17 protein-coding genes and 1 pseudogene are annotated in these 22,140 nt (G+C 62.2%); 13 read left to right on the forward strand and 5 right to left on the reverse strand.

Going from position 1 to position 22,140, the window contains the following annotated elements:
- Positions 1 to 5 precede the first annotated feature (5 nt).
- From pcaF (SJ05684_RS18775) to SJ05684_RS18785, 3 genes are read right to left on the reverse strand one after another with little or no spacing between them, the layout of a single operon-like run.
- Entirely contained in the window at positions 6 to 1,208 is a 1,203-nt protein-coding gene (pcaF, locus tag SJ05684_RS18775; protein WP_034857247.1) for a 3-oxoadipyl-CoA thiolase, read from the reverse strand.
- Complete coding sequence (locus SJ05684_RS18780) at positions 1,208 to 1,999, reverse strand: CoA-transferase subunit beta (protein WP_034857248.1); 792 nt, start codon at positions 1,997 to 1,999, stop codon at positions 1,208 to 1,210. The genes pcaF (SJ05684_RS18775) and SJ05684_RS18780 overlap by 1 nt, the downstream gene beginning before the upstream one ends.
- 10 nt (positions 2,000 to 2,009) lie before the next feature.
- Positions 2,010 to 2,870, reverse strand: a complete 861-nt coding sequence (locus tag SJ05684_RS18785) for a CoA transferase subunit A (protein WP_034857249.1) — start codon at positions 2,868 to 2,870, stop codon at positions 2,010 to 2,012.
- A 172-nt stretch (positions 2,871 to 3,042) separates the two neighbouring features.
- On the opposite strand from SJ05684_RS18785, the gene SJ05684_RS18790 reads away from it, so the two are divergent.
- Positions 3,043 to 3,798, forward strand: coding sequence for an IclR family transcriptional regulator (locus tag SJ05684_RS18790; protein WP_034857250.1), 756 nt, complete (start codon positions 3,043 to 3,045; stop codon positions 3,796 to 3,798).
- A 77-nt stretch (positions 3,799 to 3,875) separates the two neighbouring features.
- Here the strand turns inward: SJ05684_RS18790 and SJ05684_RS18795 are convergent, their stop codons facing one another.
- Positions 3,876 to 5,855, reverse strand: a complete 1,980-nt coding sequence (locus SJ05684_RS18795; RefSeq protein WP_034857251.1) for a 3-hydroxyacyl-CoA dehydrogenase NAD-binding domain-containing protein — start codon at positions 5,853 to 5,855, stop codon at positions 3,876 to 3,878.
- Between the two features lie 254 nt (positions 5,856 to 6,109).
- Between SJ05684_RS18795 and SJ05684_RS18800 the strand changes: the two genes are divergently transcribed.
- The 11 genes and pseudogenes from SJ05684_RS18800 (at position 6,110) to gcvA (ending at position 19,587) form a co-directional block, all read left to right on the forward strand.
- Positions 6,110 to 6,925, forward strand: a complete 816-nt coding sequence (locus tag SJ05684_RS18800; protein ID WP_083846218.1) for an alpha/beta fold hydrolase — start codon at positions 6,110 to 6,112, stop codon at positions 6,923 to 6,925.
- Positions 6,926 to 6,991: 66 nt separating this feature from the next.
- Positions 6,992 to 8,095, forward strand: a complete 1,104-nt coding sequence (locus SJ05684_RS18805; protein WP_202947470.1) for an AbrB family transcriptional regulator — start codon at positions 6,992 to 6,994, stop codon at positions 8,093 to 8,095.
- 221 nt (positions 8,096 to 8,316) lie between these two features.
- Complete coding sequence (locus SJ05684_RS18810) at positions 8,317 to 8,817, forward strand: tripartite tricarboxylate transporter TctB family protein (RefSeq protein ID WP_034857253.1); 501 nt, start codon at positions 8,317 to 8,319, stop codon at positions 8,815 to 8,817.
- A 9-nt stretch (positions 8,818 to 8,826) separates the two neighbouring features.
- Positions 8,827 to 10,338, forward strand: a complete 1,512-nt coding sequence (locus SJ05684_RS18815; RefSeq protein WP_034857254.1) for a tripartite tricarboxylate transporter permease — start codon at positions 8,827 to 8,829, stop codon at positions 10,336 to 10,338.
- Positions 10,339 to 10,503: 165 nt separating this feature from the next.
- Complete coding sequence (locus tag SJ05684_RS18820) at positions 10,504 to 11,505, forward strand: Bug family tripartite tricarboxylate transporter substrate binding protein (RefSeq protein WP_034857255.1); 1,002 nt, start codon at positions 10,504 to 10,506, stop codon at positions 11,503 to 11,505.
- A 90-nt stretch (positions 11,506 to 11,595) separates the two neighbouring features.
- Entirely contained in the window at positions 11,596 to 12,792 is a 1,197-nt protein-coding gene (locus tag SJ05684_RS18825; RefSeq protein WP_050980115.1) for a CaiB/BaiF CoA transferase family protein, read from the forward strand.
- Between the two features lie 95 nt (positions 12,793 to 12,887).
- Complete coding sequence (locus tag SJ05684_RS18830; protein WP_034857256.1) at positions 12,888 to 14,261, forward strand: MmgE/PrpD family protein; 1,374 nt, start codon at positions 12,888 to 12,890, stop codon at positions 14,259 to 14,261.
- A gap of 131 nt (positions 14,262 to 14,392) precedes the next feature.
- Entirely contained in the window at positions 14,393 to 15,193 is an 801-nt protein-coding gene (locus tag SJ05684_RS18835; RefSeq protein WP_034857257.1) for an enoyl-CoA hydratase/isomerase family protein, read from the forward strand.
- Positions 15,194 to 15,204: 11 nt separating this feature from the next.
- Positions 15,205 to 17,274 (forward strand): acetate--CoA ligase family protein, encoded by a 2,070-nt coding sequence (locus SJ05684_RS18840; protein ID WP_034857258.1) that lies wholly within the window; start codon positions 15,205 to 15,207, stop codon positions 17,272 to 17,274.
- A gap of 95 nt (positions 17,275 to 17,369) precedes the next feature.
- Positions 17,370 to 18,571: pseudogene (gene pcaF, locus SJ05684_RS18845) on the forward strand (3-oxoadipyl-CoA thiolase).
- Positions 18,572 to 18,693: 122 nt separating this feature from the next.
- Entirely contained in the window at positions 18,694 to 19,587 is an 894-nt protein-coding gene (gene gcvA, locus SJ05684_RS18850) for a transcriptional regulator GcvA (RefSeq protein ID WP_034857259.1), read from the forward strand.
- 417 nt (positions 19,588 to 20,004) lie between these two features.
- Here the strand turns inward: gcvA and SJ05684_RS18855 are convergent, their stop codons facing one another.
- A complete protein-coding gene (locus SJ05684_RS18855; RefSeq protein ID WP_034857260.1) occupies positions 20,005 to 20,412 on the reverse strand; it encodes a DoxX family protein in 408 nt (135 codons plus the stop codon).
- A gap of 386 nt (positions 20,413 to 20,798) precedes the next feature.
- On the opposite strand from SJ05684_RS18855, the gene SJ05684_RS18860 reads away from it, so the two are divergent.
- Positions 20,799 to 22,130: a polysaccharide pyruvyl transferase family protein gene (locus tag SJ05684_RS18860; protein WP_050980116.1), complete on the forward strand. Its 1,332-nt coding sequence runs from the start codon at positions 20,799 to 20,801 to the stop codon at positions 22,128 to 22,130.
- The last annotated feature ends 10 nt before the right edge of the window (positions 22,131 to 22,140 follow it).

Genomic DNA, 22,140 nt, shown 5'->3' on the forward strand with positions numbered 1-22,140 from the left:
CTGCGCTACACCCGCTCCAATGCCACCGCGATGCCTTGGCCGACGCCGATGCACATGGTCGAGAGTGAATAGCGCCCGCCGGCTTCGGCCAGTTCCAGCGCCGCCGTGCCGATAATGCGGGCGCCGGACATGCCGAGCGGATGGCCGAGTGCGATGGCGCCGCCATTGCGGTTGACGCGGGGATCGTCGTCGGCGATGCCGAGCTCGCGCAGCACCGCCAGGCCCTGGCTTGCGAAGGCCTCGTTCAACTCGATGACGTCGAACTGTTGCTCGGTCATGCCGAGCCGCGCCATGAGCTTCCGAGAGGCGGGAGCCGGGCCGATGCCCATGAGGCGCGGCGGCACGCCGGCGCTCGCGCCGCCGAGAATACGCGCGAGCGGGGTCAGCCCGTGCCTTGTCGCAGCCTCTTCCGAAGCGATGACGAGCGCCGCCGCCCCGTCGTTGACGCCGGAAGCGTTGCCGGCGGTCACGGAGCCGCCTGCGCGGAACGGCGCCTTCAGTTTGGCGAGTGCCTCCATCGTCGTGGCGCGCGGATGCTCGTCCTTCTCGACGGCGACCGGCTCGCCCTTCCTCTGCGGGATCGTGACGGCGACGATTTCCCGGGCGAGGCGGCCGTTCGCCTGGGCGGCGGCGGCTTTCGCCTGGCTCCGGAGCGCGAAGGCGTCCTGATCCTCGCGGCTCACATGATAATCCTCGGCGACGTTCTCGCCGGTTTCCGGCATCGAGTCGACGCCATATTGCGCTTTCATCAGTGGATTGATGAATCGCCAGCCGATCGTCGTGTCGTGAATTTCCGCGTGGCGCGAAAAGGCGCTTTCGGCCTTCGGCAGCACGAAAGGCGCGCGCGACATGGATTCGACGCCGCCGGCGATCATCAGCTCCGCCTCGCCGGATTTGATGGCGCGGGCGGCCGCGATCACCGCGTCCATGCCGGACCCGCAGAGCCGGTTGATCGTCGTGCCGGAAACGGAGACCGGGAGGCCGGCGAGCAGCAGCGACATTCGCGCCACGTTGCGGTTGTCCTCGCCCGCCTGGTTGGCGCAGCCGAAAATCACGTCGTCGACCGCTTCCCAGTCGACGGACCCATTGCGCTCCATCAGCGCCTTCAGCGGGATGGCACCCAGATCGTCGGCGCGCACTGCGGAGAGTGCGCCGCCGAACCGGCCGATCGGCGTGCGGATATAGTCGCAGATATAAGCTTCGTGCATCAGGCGGCCTCCTTCCCCGAGCCGGTGCCCTCATGGGCCTTCCTGGTGCGGGCATTGATGTCACGCAGCACCGCGAGTTCAGTTTCCGTCGGCGCCGGCGTCTCGATGACGTTTTCGGCGGACCTGATCGGCCAGCCGCAATTCGCGATGATCTGCTCGCGGCTGACGCCAGGATGAATGGAGACGACGGTCAGCTCCTTCGTCTCCGGATCGGGTTCCAGGATACAGAGATCGGTGATGACGCGCGTCGGTCCTTTCGTCTTCAGGCCGAGACGCTCGCGATGGTTGCCGCCTTCGCCGTGACCCATGGAGGTGACGAAGGGCAATGTTTCGACGAAGCCGCGCTTCGTCAGCGCCATGGTGATGAAGATGCGGCCACAATTCGACGCGATCTCCGGCGCGCCGCCGCCACCCGGCAGGCGCACCTTCGGCCGGCCATAGGGGCCGACAACCGTCGTATTGAGGTTGGCGAATTTGTCGATCTGGGCGCCCCCCAGGAAGCCGGTGGTGATGCGGCCGCCCTGCAGCCAGTAGCGGAACATTTCCGGCACCGAGACGGTAAAGAGCGCCGTGTCGCAGAGTTCGCCGTCGCCGATCGAGAGCGGCAGCACATCCGGCTTCGTGCCGACCGTGCCGCTTTCATAGATCAAGGTGATCTCCGGCGCATGCGTCAGTCGTGCGACGTTGCAGGCGGCCGAAGGGGCGCCGATGCCGACGAAGCAGACGTCGTCGTTGGAGAGCTCGCGCGCGGCGGCGATCGTCATCATTTCATTGGGGGTGAAATCCGTCATCCTCGTCTCCTCATGCAGCCTTGGACGACTTCTTCGCGGCATGGCGGGCGAAGTCTTCCGGGTTCCCGTCGAGCACGTTCTCCTTGATCCAGGCGGTGAAGCTTTCCCGGTCGCGGGCGATCTCGTCCCAGCGGATGTAGAAAGCGTTGTTGCGCGGATAATAGCCGTGCGCATAGGAGGGGAAGGCGCCGCCCGGCACATGGGCGACGGCGGACACGGCCCAGCCTGGCAGCACGACGGAATTGGGCGAGGGCGGCGAGAGCTCGTCGACGATCTCCTCTACGGTGACGATCGAGCGCCTGGCCGCAAGCACCGCCTCCTTCTGCACGCCGACGATGCCTTCGATCAGCACGTTGCCGCTACGGTCGGCGCGCTGGGCGTGAATGATGGCGACGTCCGGCCGGATCGCCGGTACGGCGGCGAGCACCTCGCCGGTAAAGGGGCAGGTGATGCTCCTGATGTTCGGGTTCACCTTGGGCAGGTCGGCGCCGATATAGCCGCGCAGCATGGCGAAGGGCAGGTTTGCCGCGCCCGCCTCATAGGCGTTCGCCATCGCCGCATGCGAATGTTCCTCGATCTCGAGTGGCCGGGGCCATTGGTTCTCGACCGCGTCGCGGAAGCGGTGCAAAGAGCCTACACCGGGATTGCCGCCCCAGGAGAACTTCATGCCCCGGGCGGCGCCGACGCCGATCAACTGATCGTAGAGGATATCCGGCGTCATGCGGATGAGGAACAGATCCTTCCTGCCCTGGCGGATCACCTCGTGTCCGGCGGCGTAGGGGATCAGGTGCGTGAAGCCTTCCATGGCGACGGTGTCGCCGTCGCGGACATTCTCCGCCACGGCTTCGGCAAGCGGCAGGATGCGAGCCATTCTTCCTCCTCCAAGATTTTCCGGGTCTGCGGTCGCGGCTTCGGGCCCATTCGTCTGCGACACTACCGGAAATAAGCGCCTGTTTGGTCCGCTCGTCAATATTTTTTGTGCGATATTTGACATTTGTTCGTATATCGCACAAAATGAGGAGGGAAACTGAAAGGACGAAGCGTTGCGGGAAACGGATTTCGTCAGCGGATTTGCGCGCGGCCTGACGGTCATTGAAGCCTTTGGCGAGGCACAGCCGCGGCTCTCGATTACGGAAGCGGCGAAGATCACGGGGCTCGATCGGGCGACCGTGCGACGCTCTCTGCTGACCCTTTCGGAACTCGGCTATGCGGACTATGACGGCAAGTTCTTCGCGCTGACGCCGAAGATCCTGCGGCTCGGTCACGCCTACCTCTCGGCGACACCGCTGACGGCAATCGTCCAGCCCCATCTCGACCAGCTTTCGGAAAAGGCTGGCCAGAGCGCCTCGGTGTCGGTGCTCGATGGCACCGAGGTGGTCTATGTGGCGCGCGCCTCGCAGCGCCGCGTCATGTCGATCAATCTGATGCCCGGCTCCCGCCTTCCCGCCTATTGCGCCTCGATGGGACGGGTCCTTCTCGCCGCACTGCCCGAAGCGGAGGCGCGCGACATTCTGAGCCGCACGGAATTGAAGGCGAACACGCCGCGAACGAAGACCGACCCGGAGGAACTGATGGCGGAGCTTCGGCGGGTTCGCGACCAGGGCTATGCGGTGATCGACCAGGAGCTTGAGCTTGGCCTCTGCTCGATTGCCGTGCCGCTCATCAACGTGCGCGGAAGGGTGGTTGCGGCGCTCAACATCGGCGCACCGGCCGCCCATGTGGCAGCCGGGGAACTCGCGGAGCGCTACCTGCCGCTGCTCCGGGAGACGCAAGCGGCCTTGCGGCCGCTCGTGCAATAGTGGCGATGTGGTCGTGAACCTTCACTCGCGAGGGTGTGCCAAGATTGAAACAACGCTGAAACGGAGTGGCTGGATACTTATGGAGCATCAGTCGCTTGCAGTGCTTTGCTTCCCGACATGTACATGGGCCCGCCGCGATGGCGGGGAAAGCCATAGCCGGAGACTATCACTACGTCGATGTCGGCCGCGCTTCCGGCAATTCCTTCGGCAAGAATCGCCTCGCCCTCCTGCTGCATCACTCTGATGATCCGCAGAATGATTTCCTCGCCTTGGAATTCCCGGACGGTCGAAGCTGTCCTTACCCTCTCTTCCTCGATGATGCGCGTGACTGTCGGATCGGTTTGGGGCCCGCCTGAACTGTAATCGTACCAGCCCTTCCTCGTCTTCCGCCCCAACCGTCCAAGCTCGCACAGCCTGTCCGCAATTTGACAGTAGGGCTGCGACCTGTCTCGCGTCGCGTCAGCGGCCCTGCGCAGCGCCCAGGCAATATCGAGCCCGCTCAGGTCCTGGACCTCGAAGACGCCCATGGGGAAGCCGAACGCCTTCATGGCGGTATCGATCTGAGCCGGTAAAGCACCCTCGAGAAGCATGAACTCGCAGTCCCTCCGATAGGCGGCCATGATCCGGTTGCCGATGAAGCCACGACAGACGCCCGATACCACCGCGATCTTCTTCAGGCGCTTCGCGAGATCCGAGCCGGTTACCAGGGCGCGATCACCGGTGTGCTTGCCGCGGACGATTTCCAAAAGCCTCATGACGTGGGCGGGCGCAAAAAAGTGTAGGCCCAGCACCCTGGCTGGGTCGGCCGTCGCTTCTGCCAAGGCGTCGACGTCGAGGTAGGACGTGTTGGTCGCGAGAACTGCCTTCGGCGGCATGACCGCATCGAGTTGGGCAAACACCTGTTTCTTGACGTCCATGTCTTCAAATACCGCCTCTATCACGAGGGGGCAGTCGGAAAGCGAGGTGTAGTCGTGCGTTGATGTCAGCCGTGCGAGAGCGTCGTCTGCCTGCGACAGCGTGATCGCGCCCCGTGCAGCGCTTGCCTGCAGTGTCTCCAGAACCCGCTGTCGCGCCGCTGCTACAGTAGCTTCGTCCCGCTCGAGCAGCCTTACGGCGGAGCCGGACAGGAGCAGTGCGACCGCGATGCCGGCGCCCATGGTGCCGCCGCCAACGACACCCACGCGGGAAAGATCTGCCGGTTCGGCCGTCATAGCTGCGAGACCCTTGCCTGCATTCCGTTCGGAGAAGAAGGCGTAACGAAGAGCCGCTGCCTCTTCGGAAGCAACGAGCCTCAGGAAACGTTCCCTTTCCTTCTTCAACGCATCGCGACCCGAGAGGGAAATTCCCTCGCGAACGGCCTCTAAGGCTTCCAGTGGCGCCTGCGCACCTCTCGCTTTTCGGGCGAGCGCCTTCGCTGTCGAATTCCAATCGACCGTCTCCGCATCCGGGCCGGGCCGATCGACCAATGGTGCAGGCATGGGGCCGGTCAGCAGCTCGCGGGCGAGCGCTTCTGCAGCTTCCAGCAGATCACCTCCGGCAATGCGATCGACGAGACCGACCTTCAGGGCGTGGGCGGCATCGATTGGTTTGCCGTTTGTCACGAGTTCGACGGCGTCAGCGATCGGGATCAGTCTCGGAAGGCGGACCGTACCGCCAGCGCCGGGGATCGTGCCCAAGCTCACCTCGGGCAAACCGAGCTTCGCTCCTGGATCGGCGATTCTTGCGTGGCAGCCGAGAGCCAACTCCAAACCTCCGCCCAGGACTGTTCCATGAATTGCTGCAATCCACGGCACGCGCGCGCCTTCGACCGCCTCGATCACTTCCGGCAGGATCGGCGCCCGCGGCGGCTGCCCCAGTTCGCGAATGTCGGCGCCGGCCACGAAGGTTCGACCGGCGCACCGCAGAACCACGGCTCCGACGGCCGCATCCCCTTCCAGTGCGTGCACCGCATCGATGAGACCCGCCCGAACGCCGTGGCTCAACGCGTTGACCGGCGGATTGTCGATGGTGACGATCGCGAGCCCGTCGCGGCATTCGTAGCTGACAAAGGATGCCATAAGTCCTCCACTTCCAATCACGGATGGCCCCACCGCTCTCTAAGGAGTGGTGTGCCGCCATACGCCGGGCCGGCAATTCTCCGGTGCGCACTTTTGCGGTCCGACAGCATGCGCCTGTGAACTGCGTCTATAGCGAGGAATGAATGGCCGGTAACATAACCAATTGTTTGGTCTGGACTTGCCTATAGGCAGGTGCAAAGTCGGCGCTCCAAGCTGGTAAGTTGGCGACTGGAGCGAGGAAACATCGGCACTCCATGAAACTCTATTTCGAAGCTGATCCTGACCGTGGTCAACCACCGCTACTGCTGGTCCACGGCCTGTTGTCGAGCCGGAACCATTGGATTCCGAACCTGGAGCTCGCCAAGCATTTCCGGCGCGTCCGAATTGATTTGCCCGCTCATGGGCTTTCACCTACTCCAGGCGAGCCGAGCGCCGCAACTCCGAGGGCGGTCGTGAAGGCGATCGATGCGGTTCGCGAGCGTCTGCAGATCGACAGGTGGCATATCTGCGGTCAGAGTTTCGGTGCGGCACTGACGTTGCGTTATGCCCTGACGTATCCCAAGCGCGTCCTCGCGCAGATCTTCACGAACGCAAACGGCGCCTTGCGTGCCGACTGGACGCAAACGCACGCCCAGCGCAATCGGGCATCTATCGAAGACATCCGCAGGAATGGGCATGCCGCCATGCGCCGGATGACCTATCATCCACGCCATGCCAAGCGGTTTCCGCCGGACGTTCGCGACATCCTCAGCAAGGATGCGGACGCGACGGATGCTGCAGGAATTGCCCTGCTTCTCGAACAGGCGACACCGGTGCTTTCGGTGCGTGAACGACTGGGCGATCTGCGGCCCCCGACGCTTCTCATCAACGGCCGCCGTGAAAACCAATTCCAGCCTGCCCGAAATTGGTTGTCCGAGGCGCATCCCCACATCGCCATCATCGACGTCGAAGGCGGACATTCGATCAATATCGAACGTCCGCAAGAGTTCGACGCCGCGGTAATCGACTTCCTGTCCGCGCGGGAACGAGGTCCTGCGTGGCAATTCGGTACGCGATGGCAGGCGAAATGACGTCATCTCGATGCCGATGCTGCCCGGTCCGGAACAGCGAAGACCTGTCAAGCGGGGATGACGCGCGTGCCGGCCCCGGGTGAAGCCGCCGACCGCCAGCTTCTGGCGCGCCTCGTCGGTGTGTACCTGTTCGGTGCTGGTGCTGGGGCGTTTGCGGCATGGATCGGGTCACCGCTGCCATGGATGATCGGACCGCTGCTTGCCACGGCATCGCTCTATCTGACGGGCGTGGTGGACATCAGTATACCCGTTAAGACGCGGCCTGTCGGCCAGGTCGTCATTGCGTCGCAGGTGGGGGTGTATTTCTCGCCCGCCGCATTCGCCATGCTCCTGGCATTCGCACCGCTTCTTATCGGGATGGCACTCGCCACGGCGTGCTGCGCGCTCGTGGTCGCGCTCCTGCTTGCGCGTGTGGCCAATCTGAACCTGACTGCGGCCTTCCTCTCCTCCTTGCCGACGAGTCCCGTGGAGGCAGCGGTTATGGCCGAGCGTTACAACTGCAATCCCGGGCCGGTCATACTCTCTCAAACCGTGCGGATCGCGTCCGTCGTGGTCCTAGTCCCGGTCGCCATCTACATGATCGACGGATGGCCAGCTCGCGACATGGTGCGGACAACGCCCGAGCTCGATGCAATTGCTGTCCTCCTCCTCGCCGGCATAGGAATGGCCGGGGCGTTGCTGGCCCGAGCATGTCGCGTGCCCAATCCCTTCTTTCTTGGTCCCTTGGCTGCCTCTTCGGCAGTTTCGGCACTTGGCGTTGCCCCGTCCTTCTATCCGTCAATCGTTCTCTCCTGCGCGCAGATCATTCTTGGCGTCTGGCTTGGCTCGACCTTCCGCAGATCACTTTTCGCTGCGGCGGGGCGGCTCGTCACGGCTTCCATCGTCACGACGCTTCTCATGCTCGCCCTGACGTCGATCATAGCGGTCATCGTCTCCCGGATGGCCGGACTGAGCTGGGAGCTGATGGTGCTGGGCACTGCACCGGGTGGCGTTACCGAAATGGCGCTGACAGCGAAATTTCTGGGCCAGGACGTTGCGCTGATCACGGCCTTTCATTTGACCCGCATCTTCATCCTGATGCCGAACATTCCCTGGATCATCCGCATGATCCACAGATTTGAGCGTCGCCGAAACTGCTGCGACGGCGGCGACGGTTCGGATCTGCCGTAGCGTCCGCCTGCCGGTGGCGTGGCCACCTTGACCAAGGCGAATGAACATTCTGCCCAATATATACTCAGTTCAATTCACGCCTCTGAGTGCCCATAACGAAGATCGAGGCCGTGCCACTGGGCGCGCCTCTTTGCGTCGTCATCCGAAAACACATCGAACGGCGCTGGAGGAAATGGCTGCCATACGGCACTTGCCGGCAGAGTGGCAGCAAGGAGGAGACCATGGAGAGTGAGGTTCTCGACAAGGGCGAGCAGCCCGTGCAGGGCTATGTCCGCATACCTTTGCCGATACTCGAAATCGTGATCGGCCTGATCGTACTTGCGATTTTATCCTGGTACGTCGTCCAGGCGTACCTCCTGCCGAAGCCTTTCAATTCGCACGATATCGGAGCGGGCGGCTTCCCGCTTCTCGTCGCCTTCGGGACTGGTATTGCCACCATATCGATGATCGGCCTCGCAGTCGCACGTCTCATGGGCAAGATGGGGCGCTCCGACAGCCGTTGGCGGCGCCCGCTCTTTGTTTTGATCGTTGCCCTGCTCCTTGTCGGGCAGGCCGTGAGCTTCGAAACGCTGGGTGTCTATCTCTGCGTCGCGCTCTTCTCCGCTGCGATCATGGTGGCGGCTGGCGAGCGCCGGATCCTGCATGTGCTGGGCGTGCCGATTGGCTTGGTCGCATTCATCTATGTTGTGTTCGCGCTTGCGTTGAACGTGGTCTTTCCGTGAGGGTCTGCCATGATTGAAAACCTTCTCTCAGGCTTCTCGGCCTTCGGCGATCCGCTCGTATGGCTGAGCTTGGTCTTCGGCTCGCTCGTCGGCTATCTCATCGGCGCGATACCTGGTCTCGGCCCCAGTCTCGGCGTCGCATTGCTCATCCCATTCACCTACGGACTTGACCCCGTCGTCTCGATCGTCGGTTTGGTGGCCTTGTATGCCGCGGCAGAATATGGCGGCGCGATCACCGCCATTCTCATCAATTCGCCCGGCACGTCGGCAGCGGTCGCGACGGCTTGGGACGGCTATCCGCTGAGTCAGCAGGGAAAGGCGGGCGAAGCCCTCCTGGTGTCTATCGTCACCTCCGGCATCGGTATCTTCATCAGCGCCCTGTTCCTGCTGTTTACCGCCGTGCCGCTCTCGGAATTCGCATTGCGGTTCGGACCCGGTGAATACTTCGCTCTGGCGCTCGTCGGGCTCAGCCTGGTGGTCGGCCTTGCGGAAGGCTCGGTGGTCAAGGGCGCGGTCGCGATGGGCATCGGTCTCGCGCTCGCGACGGTCGGGCTGGATACGCAGACTGGTGCGCCGCGTTTTGCCGCGTCGGTAGAGCTCTTCGAGGGGCTGCCCCTCGTGCCGGTGCTGCTCGGGCTTTATGCCCTTTCGGAAGTCCTCTTCCTGGTCGAAGAGGGCGTGACAGCCAAGACCAGGAGTGCGCCGCTTGGCGGCTGGCGCAGCTGGAACTGGAAGGGTCTATGGTCACTCAATGGCGTCGTATTCAGAAGCTCGGTGCTCGGCTACATCATCGGCATCATTCCGGGTGCGGGCGCCTCCATTGCCTCCTTCATTGCCTATGCGGTGGCCAAGAAAACATCCAAGACTCCGGAGCGATTCGGCAAAGGATCTATCGAGGGTGTCGCGGCCTCGGAAGCGGCAAATAATGCTGCCGTGTCCGGTGCCATGGCACCTTTGCTTGCACTCGGCATCCCCGGTTCGCCAACGACGGCGGTGATGATCGGCGCCCTGATGATCCAGGGCATTCAGCCGGGGCCCCTCCTGTTCAGCCGCAATCCCGAAATTCCTTACACTATCTTCGCGTCGCTCTGGATCGGCGTGCCGGTGATGGTGTTCATCGGGCTTGCCGGTGCCCGCGCCTGGGCTAGGGTTGCAAACATTCCCGGTCCCGCTATCGCGGCGATCGTCGCAGGAATTTGCCTTGTGGGCTCCTACGCCTCCGAGGGCACCATGTTCCCGGTCTATGTCATGACTGCCTTCGGTATTCTCGGTTACCTGCTTCGAAAGGTGCAGGTTCCGCTGGCTCCGATCATTCTGGCTCTGGTGCTTGGTGAGATGATGGAAACCAATTTCCGCCGGGCGCTGATTACGTCGCAAGGTTCCCTTGAAGTCTTCTACACCTCGCCTCTGACGGTTGCGTTGCTTCTAACGGCTGTCCTTGCATTCCTGCTTCCGGCAATCGGCTTTATTCAGAAGCGGAGACAGGCAACCCCGGCGGCCGATCCATCGGTGAGGGGCTGACGATTGCTCGGGCGGCAGGCTCAGCCTTCACTGCCCGAGCACGATGCCCAATATTTGCGGTCGTTTGACCTGACCAAATCTCAGTTCATTTCGCGGATCCAACATAAGACACTGGTCTCATTGGAGAGAGCCGTGGTTCTTTCGTTCAAACGTGGGAGGCGTTTCATGTCATTCAATCTGCTCAAGCCGGCGCGCGCGTTCGTGGCGACGGTATCATTTGCCGTCGTGGCCTCGCTGGGTCTTCCTAGCCCTGTCGCGGCGGAGACGGCCTGGAAGCCATCAGGACCGGTAAATGTCGTCATGCATACGAAGCCCGGCGGAACGGCGGACATTTTCATCCGTACCCTGGCGCAATCCCTGGAGCCGATGATCGGTCAGCCGATTGTCGTGGTGAACGCTCCGGGCGCCGGAGGCGCAACGCAGATGGCGCATGTCCGCCAAGCCAAGCCCGATGGCTTGACAATCGGCATCAACACGATGACCCACTTCACGAGCATGCTGACCAATCTGAAGGGGACCTTCTCGGTCGACGATTTCTCCTGGATAGCTTCCACGCAGGAAGACCCGATCATCTATTTCGTTCGCGCGGATTCCGACATCAAATCACTGCCGGACCTCGTTGAAAAGGCGAAAGCCAGCTCCGGCACTGTCAATATCGGCGGTTTCGGGCCCGTTGGGTCGATGCAGCATCTTGGCACGGCCATGCTCGAAAGCGCTGCAGGCGTGAAGTTCAACTGGGTGGGGTTCGACTCCACTCCTGACATCATGACGGCCTTGCTAGGTGGGCACGTGGATGTAGGCGTTTCGAACCTCGGGCCGACCGCGCCCTTCTTCGAATCCAAGCGGATCATCGGTCTCGGGGTCCTGGGTGAAAAGCGGCTCGATGGTCTGCCGGACGTTCCCACCTTCGGTGAGGCGGGCTACGAGGTCGACACGAGCTGGGTGCAAGTGCGCGGTGTCTTTGGTCCAAAGGACATGCCGCTCGAACTTCAGCAGCAGATTGCAGACACAATCCACGAGGCGATGAAAGCCAAGACCTATCAGGACTATGCCCGCAGCACGGGTGTCATCGATTCCACTTTGGGGCCGAAGGAATACGACGCTTTCGTACGCGACGTCAGCAAGATCGCCAGCAAGCAGCTAGAGGCGGCTCGACTCCTGCAGTAGTGCGGATGCCTCCGCATGCGTGTGAAGGTGACCTCCGGCGGTGATTGACCCGCCGGAGAACATGACAGCAAAAATGGATAGGGAAATACCATGACGAGGGCCCTTGCCGGTTTCCGTGTCATAGACACCACGCACGTGCTGGCCGGACCGTTCGCCAGCTATCAGATGGCCGTACTCGGCGCCGACGTGATCAAGATCGAGGATCCGTCCGATCCGGACCAGGCGCGCCTTCAGGGCTCGGATCGCGGTCTCAGCAGCGCCGGCATGGGCACTGCCTTCATGGCACAGGCGTCGAACAAGAAGGCGGTTGCACTGAACCTGAAGACCGAAGCCGGTCGTGACGCCTTGATCCGGCTCGTCGAAACGGCGGACGTCTTCGTCGAAAACTACCGGCCCGGTGCATTTGAAGACTTGGGGCTTGGCTACGAAGATCTGCGCAAACTCAACCCCCGGCTGATATATTGCTCGATCTCGGCTTTCGGCTCGACCGGACCGCGCCGGGAGCAGACGGGTTATGATTCCGTTCTTCAGGCATTCTCGGGCATGATGACTATGACCGGCAGCGAGGATGGCGATCCTCTAAAATGTGGCGCTCCCGTGGTTGACTATGCGACTGGTACAACGGCCGCCTATGCCATCACCGCTGCCCTCCTGCAGCGTGAACGCAATGGCGGCAGCAGCGGGCAGTTCGTAGACGTGTCCATGCTGGACGTGGCGCTCGTCCTGTGTAGTCCTTACGTAACGGGATATCTGTGGAATGGCAGTCATCCGAAGCCGAAGGGCAACCGCTTTCCCTTCGCCACTATCGGCCAGTACCGTGCCTCTGACGCGGACCTGATGATCGCCGCCTCGAACCTCGAGCAGCAGCGCCGCCTATGGATCGCCCTCGGGCGCGAAGATCTTATAAAGCAGAACAACAATCAGCGGCTGGACAGCCATGGCGAGGAGGAGGCTGCACTCAGCAGCATCATCGCCACCATGCCCGCCGACTACTGGGAGAGTTTCTTCCGGGAAAGGCGGATACCAGCGGCGAGAGTACGACAGCTCAAGGAAGCCCTCGCGGATCCGCAAATTGAATCGCGGCCGCTTCTGCATAAACACGCGGCGCCCGGCACGTCGACGGATGGCTTGGTGGTTCCTGTCGCGGGTTTCACCATGTCGGATAGCGCGCCTGGCTTGAGTTTCCCGCCACAGCCTCTCGGTGCGCAAACGGAGGAAATCCTGCGGGGGATAGGCTTCGACAGTGCGGATATCGAAAGTCTTCGTGCGGAAGGCGCGATCAACTGAAAGGCGGAGAAGATGGCACGACGGCATGTTTCGATGAAGCCTCCGCCGCAGCGGATCTCGCCCTGCCGGAAGGGTCGGCTGGGAGCGATCTTGCGATGAGCAGCCCGCTTTCGGCTTTGGCCCGAGCGGCTTGCGATTGGCGTCGACGGCCGATCGAAGGCGCCGTTGAGTGGGCGGTGCGCCGCGCGATCCTGGACTGGTTTGCAACGACGTTGCCCGGCTGCGTGCGCGCGCCGGCGACAATGCTGGCCAAGGCGGTGCCGGAGACGGATGGTAGCGGCGGCGCATGGTCGTACGTCGATGGCCGCTCTTCTACGCCGCGGCGTGCGGCTCTTCTCAACGCCACGGCCAGCCACACCGTCGAATTCGACGACATTTTCAAGGATGGCGGCTATCATCCAGGCAGCCCCACCATAGCGGCTGCTCTCGCCCTGTCGCAGCATCTCGGATCAAGCCTTGGAGAACTGCACCGCGCCGTAGTCGCCGGCTACGAAGTGGGTTGCCGGATCTCGCTGGCAATCCAGCCCAGCCACTACACCTTCTGGCATACCACGTCGACCGTCGGTACGATGGGCGCGGCCGTCGCGGGGGCGATGCTTCTCGGCGCTGACGAGAGGGGCGTCGGCAACGCCCTGGCACTGGCATCAAGCTTCGCAGGCGGGCACCAGCAGAACCTCCGCGGACAGGGTCTGGCTAAAGCTCTGCATCCGGGACACGCGGCAGATGCAGGCTTGCTGGCCGCGATGGCAGCCGCGGCGGGGATTGCCGGTTCTTCCGATAGTCTCGACGCAGAGAACGGTTTTGCGGCTGCGACGAGCGATACGACCGGAGATTGGGAGGGGGCGCTTGCGGGTCTCGGCGAGTGGACACCCATCACCCGCATGACCGTCAAGGCCCACGGATGTTGCGGCCATATCTTTCCTGCGCTCGATGCCATTGCAGTGATGAGCGAGCGTCACTCTTTCCGCGGGAGGGGTATCGCGCGGATTGAAGTGCATGGATATCGCGCGACCGAAGCGATGTGCAATCGGCCAGATCCCGCGTCGGCGCAGGATGCTCGTTTCAGTCTGCAATATTGCCTTGCCGCACGACTGATCCTCGGAGCGGTCCGCCTTGCAGCCTTCGAGGAGGATACCCTGGCGCGCGCGGACATACGCGAACTGATGACGAGAATTTCAGTGTTCGAGGATCCGGCCCTTTCGGTTCTATATCCACACCGACGACAGGCCCGTCTACGGGTGATCTTGCGGGATGGCCGTGTGCTTGAACACCTTCAGCAGACGCGGCGAGGCGATCCCGAGGATCCTCTGAGCGACGCGGAGTTAATCGCGAAGTTCCACGAACTGGCGTCTGGAATTCTCTCGGACGCAGACGCAGCGTCGCTTCGCGACGGGATCCTGTACGGCGCCGACCTGCCGCCAGAACTGCTGGTCGTCCCGGCTGGCCAGGCAAAAGGGTCTCTCCCCTAAACTGATGGTTGGGCTAACGCGGCCAGATGATCAGTTGTCCAGGTGACATTTCGAAGACATGGATGCCTCTAGCCAAGTGAAAGATCGCGCCAGTGCCACCATGGCAGCGCTCGAGAGGAAGGAACAAAGGAATGACCGTCAATGTTCGTGAACAAGAGTTCATAGCGGTTTCCCACAAGAACGGCATCGCGACCGTCACATTGAACCGTCCTGATGTCCGCAACGCCATCAACGATCAGATGCGGTCTGAACTGATCGACGCCTTCGAGAAGGTTGGCACCGACCGGACGGTTCGTGCGGTCATTCTGACGGGCGCCGGCAAGGGCTTCTGCTCCGGTGGCGATGTATCAGGCATGCGCGCGCGTCTGGAGGTCCCTGCGGGAGAAGTCGCCTTCAACGGTTGGACCCGCCAGGGCAGCACGCATAGAGGTGTTGCCGTCATCCATGGCCTCTCCAAGCCGGTCATTGCCGCGGTAAATGGTGCAGCCTTCGGTCTCGGTCTCGATATGGCCCTCGCCTGCGATTTCATCATCGCGGCCGAGGGCGCGAAAATGTCGATGAGCTTCATCAAGCGGGGCCTCGTATCGGACGGCGGGGGGATGTATTTCCTACCGCGTCGCGTGGGCCTCGCCCGCGCCAAGGAGCTAATTCTGACGGGGAGGGTGGTCGAACCCGAGGAGGCGCTGCGGATCGGCATGATCGACAGGATCTCGCCGGCCGATACCCTGATTGATGATGCTCAGCTCTGGGCGGAGCAGTTGAGTGCCGGTTCGCCGGCCGCCATTGCCCTGACAAAGGCCATTCTCGACAAGACCTTCGAGAGCAGCGATGAGGCGATTTTCGCTCTCGGCCGGGAGGCGCAGGCAATCTGCTATACCACGGCCGAACATCGTGCGTCCGTCGAAGCGTTCCTCAACAAAACCAGCGCGTGAGGCAGGCCCAGATGACTTTCATTGATGCGCTTCTGAACCCTTCCAGCGTCGCCGTCGTGGGAGCCTCTTCCGATGTGACGAAGCTCACGGGGCGGCCGATCGCCTATCTGCAACAGCACGGCTATAATGGTCGGATCTACCCCATCAACCCACGCAATGAAGCGATCGGCGATCTGACATGCTATGCGCATGCGCAGGCACTTCCCGAGGCACCGGATGTCGGGCTCGTCCTCGTCGGTGCCCATCGGGTGATCGAATCCGTGCGCCAGCTTGCCGCTGTGGGCACCAAGGCGGCGATCGTACTCGCAAGCGGCTTCGGCGAGGCCGGGGAGGAGGGGCGTCGTCTCCAGACCGAGTTGCGCGAGGCTGCTGGTTCGATGCGGATTCTGGGCCCCAATACGATCGGCCTGGTCAACCTGACGGACCGCATCATGCTGACGGCAAGCGGTGCCATGGAGATGAAGGACTTCCGTGCCGGCGGAGTTGCCCTTTTGTCGCAGAGCGGGGGGATTCTCGGATCCCTGCTTTCGCGCGGGGTCGGACGCGGGGTCGGCTTTTCCAAGCTGATTGCAACGGGGAATGAATCCGACATCGAAGTTGCCGACCTTCTCGATGCCATGGCGGAGGATTTGGCAAGCACCGTTGTTGCCCTCTATCTCGAAACCATTCGCAACGTGGAGAAATTCCGCAATGCCGCCGCGCGGGTTATCGCGGCCGGCAAGCCCATCGTCGCCTACAAGGTCGGCCGTTCCGAGTCCGGCGCGCAGTCCGCCGTCTCCCACACCGGCGCACTGGCCGGCGCGGACAAGGTGTATGATGCCCTGTTCAAACAACTCGGCATCATTCGGGCGCAGACATTCGCAGACCTTCTCGATATCCCTGCCGCCCTGTCCCAGGGGCGTCTTCTTTCCGGCAAGCGAGTCGCGATCGTGACATCGACCGGCGGCGCGGCGACGATCGTCGCCGACAATGTCGGACTTGCCGGCCTCGAAATGCCGAGCCCCGATCCCGATACGTCGAAAAAGCTGCTGGCGCTCGACCTCAAGGAGGCAGTGCTGGACCGCAATCCGATCGACGTCACGCTGGCCGGCCTGCGTCCGGATCTCTTCCGATCCATCCTGCAGATATTGTCGGAAAGCCCCTCTTACGACGCCGTAGTCGTTGTCGTGGGTTCGTCCTCGATCGGGCAGCCGGACGTCGTCGCCCAGCCGCTCCTGGAGTCGATGCACATCAGCAACAAGCCCATGATCGCTTATGTTAGCCCCGAGGCGCCGGGCATCGTGCAACACTTGAATGCCAACGGGATCCCGGCTTATGCGGCACCCGAAAGCTGCGCCGCAGCACTGTGCGCCTTGCTGCCGCGAGGCGAAGCCGACTCGGCTGAGCGGGGGGCGCCCCCTGCCGTGGACGGAGCGGACCTGCCGCAAGGCTCGTTGAACGAGGCTGAGGCGAAGCGGTTTTACGCCCGCTTCGGATTCCCGGTCACGCGCGAAATCGAGGCGGCAACCCCGGCAGACGCAGCGGCGAAGGCCGCCGCGTTCGACGGGTCCGTGGTCATCAAGATCCTCTCGAAGGAGATCCTCCACAAATCAGAGGTCGGAGGTGTAAAAGTCGGCGTTGCCACGGCCGACGTCGAAACCGTCTGCGAGCAGATGCTGTCGCGCGTCCAGGTGGCTGCAACCGGCGCGAAGGTCGATGGCTTCCTGATCCAGGAGCTGGTCAGGGGTGGCGTAGAATTCATACTCGGCTACAACCGCGATCCTCAGCTCGGGCCTTGTGTTCTTTTGGGCGCGGGGGGCGTGACCACCGAGCTGTACCAGGACGTCGCAATGCGGCTCTTGCCGGTGACGCGCCGACAGGTTCGCGACATGATCGGCGAACTGAAGTGTTCGGCCCTTCTGGAGGGCTTCCGCGGTCGGCCGGTCGCCGATACCGAGGCTTTGATCGATGCCGTTCTGGTTTTCGCAGATATGGCGGTGGCGCTGGGCGATCGGCTGGAAGAGGCGGAGATAAATCCGGTCTTTGTGCTGCCCGAGGGCTCCGGTGTACGCGCCGGCGACGCGCTCGTTGTGCTTCGCTGATTTTGGCGACCCGGACGCCAAAGCGGCTAGCCCCCAGAGCGGGTGCGCGCGTTCGGCGTGGCTCCGCTAATTCTCTCTCCTCGGAGACTGAACCCGTGTCTGATGTCTACATTTGCGACTACATCCGTACCCCAATCGGCCGCTTCGGCGGAGCGCTTGCGTCCGTGAGGCCGGATGACCTCGGCGCCACCGTGCTGAAAGCGCTGATGATCCGTCAGTCGTCCCTGGATTGGGCAGCGGTTGACGAGGTGATCTTTGGCTGCGCAAATCAGGCGGGCGAGGACAACCGTAATGTGGCTCGCATGTCGTCGCTTCTTGCCGGACTGCCGTTGGAGGTTCCCGGAACGACGATCAACAGGCTCTGCGGTTCCGGGATGGACGCAATCATCACCGGATTTCGCGCCATTCGATCCGGCGAGGCCGAGCTGATAGTCGCTGGCGGCGTGGAAAGCATGAGCCGCGCCCCTTTTGTGGTGCCGAAGGCGGAGACGGCTTTTAGCCGGGAATCCTCAATACAGGACACCACGATTGGCTGGCGTTTCATCAACCCGGTCATGAAGGCTCAATACGGCGTCGATTCGATGCCTGAAACTGCCGAGAATGTCGCGGAGGAGTTCGGGATATCGCGGGCGGACCAAGACGCGTTCGCCTTCCGCTCTCAGCTGAAGACTGCTGCTGCCCAGGCATGCGGAAGGCTTGGGGAGGAGATCGTCCCGGTCAAGGTCCCTCAGCGCAGGGGAGAACCGGTCCTGTTTGATCGTGATGAACATCCGCGCGAGACAACGCTGGAGGCCCTGGCAGGTCTCAAGGCGCCCTTCCGCCAGGGAGGGTCGGTCACGGCGGGCAATGCCAGCGGTGTGATGATGGAGCGGCCGCCCTGATCCTCGCCAACGAGACTGCCGCAAAGCGTCACCGCCTGATGCCGATCGCGCGAATTCTCGGCGGGGCCACGGCTGGCGTCGCTCCACGGATCATGGGCTTCGGGCCGGCACCGGCCTGTCGAAAATTGATGGCGCGGCTGGGATTGCAGCCTGAGGCGTTCGATGTCATCGAACTGAACGAGGCATTCGCGAGTCAGGGCCTGGCATGTCTGCGAAATCTCAGCATTTCCGATGACGATCCCCGGGTTAATCCCAACGGTGGCGCCATCGCTCTCGGACACCCGCTCGGCATGTCGGGTGCGCGCATTACCGGAACGGCGGCACTGGAACTTGCCAGGATCAATGGCCGCTATGCTCTTGCAACCATGTGCATCGGCGTGGGACAGGGGATTGCCGTTGCCCTTGAACGGGTGTGAGCACTGGGCCCGCAAAGTCGGTCCCGACGCGCGGACTGGCCTTTATGAGGGTCCAGCGGCACGCCTCGCCGGAAGCGCCGAAAGATGTTTGGGTACGGTTGGACATGACGTATGACTAGCAAATGAGCAACACAATACCCCCGCTAAACCCTTTAAGGACCTTCGAAGCGGCTGCCCGCCTGTCCAGCCTCACGCAGGCCGCGGAAGAGCTGAATGTGTCTCAGGTGGCCGTCAGTCGCCAGGTGAAAGTGCTGGAGGAATATCTCGGTGTCGTGCTGTTCAAGCGGCTGCATCGCGGCATCGAACTGACCGACGAGGGACGGCAACTCTATGAAGGTGTGACTCGAGCCTTCGTCGAAATCGGGAATGCGGCACGGCGTGTGTCCCGGCGAGGCAGGCGGGATATTCTCGCCATCCAGTCTTACACGACCTTTTCCCAGCGTTGGCTTATTCCACGGCTGACGCAGTTTCATGAAGCCTTCCCGCGAATAGAGGTCCGTCTGAGTTCGTCCACCGCCCCGGTCGATTTCGAGACTCAGAACCTGGATGCTGCCATTCGTGCCGGAAAAGGAAATTGGCCAGATCTCCACAGCGAAAAGCTGGTTGATGTTGAACTGATTCCGATTTGTTCACCAGCCTTCCAGGAAGCCCACAAGCTCAGGTCCCCTGATGACCTGAGCCGTGTGCGGCTGCTGCATTCTATGGCACGTCCGACCGATTGGGCTGCCTGGCTCAAACGCGTGGGATCGACCGTGGACCCCAGCCCTGGCATCCGTTTCGAAAGTTCCGCACTCGCTTACGAGGCCGCATCTCTGGATATTGGGGTCGCGATCGCAACCAAGGTGTTTGTAAAGAGACACCTTCAGGCCGGTAGCTTCGTCGCTCCCTTTGACATGACGTGTTACAGCGGCGAAGGTTACTATCTCACGTGGCCGAAGAACATTACTCCGTCATTGCCTCTTCAGAAGTTTCTCTCTTGGATGCGCGAGCAGATCGATAAAGACGAGGTGTTTTGATTTCTGATCCGTGTGGATAAGTGCCAGCAGGCCTGTGCTATCCGCTGGAAATGAGTGAAACTCGCGATCGCCCTGTTCGGCGAGCAGCAACGCGTCGACGGCCCAGTTCAACATAGCATTGGGTCTTAGCCCCTGTCGTGGCTCGTGGCGCGAATGCTCACATCCTCGACGATGAAGCGAGTGTGTTGAGCCAGCCGAAATGCCGCGGTCGCAGATGACGGCCGAGACTCATTCTAACAGCCGAGCCAACGCCCGCTATCTCCGCCCGGAGCGGGCGTCCACCAGAAGATGGCTACCGTCCGCATTGGGTTAAACTTGGCCGCTCGCAGCCGCCCTCGAAACAGCTTGGTCGCGCTACCGGCAATCATTCCCGACGCTCCGGCAAAGACCGCCGCAGGAGGGAGTTCACAGCGCCATTCAGGGCATCGCGAGGCCGCTGCCGCGTCGAGCCGCGTCGACACTCCATGCTCCGCCGCCTGCGAAGAAGAAGTAGAGGAAGATAAAGCAGTAGAGGATCGCCGCATCGCCCTGATTGAGAACCGGAAAGAAGTTTTGCGGTGCGTGCGCCATGAAATAGGCCACCGCCATGTTGCCGGACAGAATGAACGCGACGGGCCGGGTGAAGAGCCCTATCGCCAGCAAGATGCCGCCGATCACCTCGATCAGGCCCTGGACCAAGAAAAGCGCCGACAGTTGCATAGGCTCCGGAGCGGGCGGGAAATTGAAAAGCTTCTGGGTTCCGTGCTTCAGGAACAGCAGCGCCGACATGATCCTCACAATGCTCAACCACTGTGGCGCCCACGCCGAAATCCTGTCGAAATTCATCAGATCGCCTCCTTCATGGCTCACCGGCGGCTTCGGCAGCAATTCAAAGTGCTACAGCGACCTTTGTGCGCCTAAAAAGCGCGCCGCGCTGTAATAGGCTGGACCCATGGGGCATTCTCCACGTCGCCCATCGAGGGAAGATTATGATGCATAGCGGGAGGCGCAAATCCAATTATGCCCGGCTTCACAGTCGCGTTACACTGCGCAGGGCCCCGGACCTGATGCTGATGTGCGGCGATATCGCCGCGCGGTCATGAATTCACCAAAACTTCACGACAGAACCCATTGCGGGTGTCCGCCAAGCATGGAACCTACCTCCAGCCAGCAGTACGTCGGCCGATGATCTTCCACGTCCGCAGGACCTTTTCACACGGGGATGACGAAACATGAAAGTTGTAGTCGAAAACACCGTCTGCCTGAACACGGGCGATGCGGCGATCCTGCTCGCGATCAGGCATATCCTGAAGACGCTGTTGGGTGATGCGGTCGATTTCGTGGTGTTCGATAGCCAGCCGGAGGTGGCGGCAAGGCTCTACCCGAAGGAACACTATCCGGATCTTGAGCTTCGCAAGCTCCCGTCGGAATCCTTCTTCAAGTACAAATACGACGACAACACCGTCAAGAATGCGCTGAAGCAGGTTTACAACCAGACGGTCTTCCAGGCTCTGCACCATGTCGGCAGCGGCAATTATCTCGACCGGCGTTTCTTCAGCGACGACGACCGCAAGAGCCTGGCGCTCTACAGGGATGCCGATCTGGTGATCACCACCGGCGGCACCTATCTCGTGGAAAACTATTCGCTCGAGCGCCGCATCAACGAGTTCAAGGTCGGTGAGATGCTCGGCAAGAGGCCGATCTTCTTCACCCAATCGCTGGGGCCGTTCGAAAAGCCCTACAACCGTCGGATGCTGCAGCCGATTTTCGCCCTGAGCCCCCTGATCCTGCTCCGCGACGAGCGCTCGCGCGAGCACATCCACGACCTCGTCGACGATCCGGGGAAGTGCCATGTGGTCGCCGATGCCGTTTTCGCGCTCGCCGATGTGGAGCGGGTCAGGGCGCTTCTCGTAATCGGCCGTCCGGCGCCGACCGGCCGTGTCGGCGTTTCGGTGCGGCACTGGCACTACGTGAAGGACGGCGCCGGCGGCATGGACCGCTATATCGACTCCGTCCGCGAGATCGCCACGCGTCTGGTGCGCGATCATGGCAAGGAGGTCACCTTCATCTCCACCTGCCAGGGCGTGCCGGAATATGCCCATGACGATTCGAAGACGGCAGAGGTGATCGTCTCGGGTCTTGCCCCAGAAATTGCACGCCACGTGACGGTCGACGCCTCCTTCCATACGCCCGAACAATTGATGGCGGTCGTTAAGGATTTTGATTTGGTCGTGGCGACGCGGATGCACATGATGATCATGTCGCTGTGCGTCGGCACACCGGTGCTGCCCATCGCCTACGAGTTCAAGACCAAGGAACTCGCCAAGCGCATCGGCGTTGCCGACGTGCTGCTCGATATCGACACGGTGACGCCGGACGAGGCGAGCGCCAGGCTCGACCGGTTCGCCGGCAATCTCGATCACTATCGCGCGGTCAGTCTCAAGGCGGTCATCGAGGAGCATGCCTCGGCCATGTCGGCGGCGGATCTCATCCGCCCGCTGATCGAGGGCTCAGCGCGGGATGAGGAAAAGTGTGCGCGGTTTTCCGCCCGCATCCCGCGCTAGCCAAATTCCT

The organism is Sinorhizobium sojae CCBAU 05684, from assembly GCF_002288525.1.
GTDB classification, from domain to species: domain Bacteria; phylum Pseudomonadota; class Alphaproteobacteria; order Rhizobiales; family Rhizobiaceae; genus Sinorhizobium; species Sinorhizobium sojae.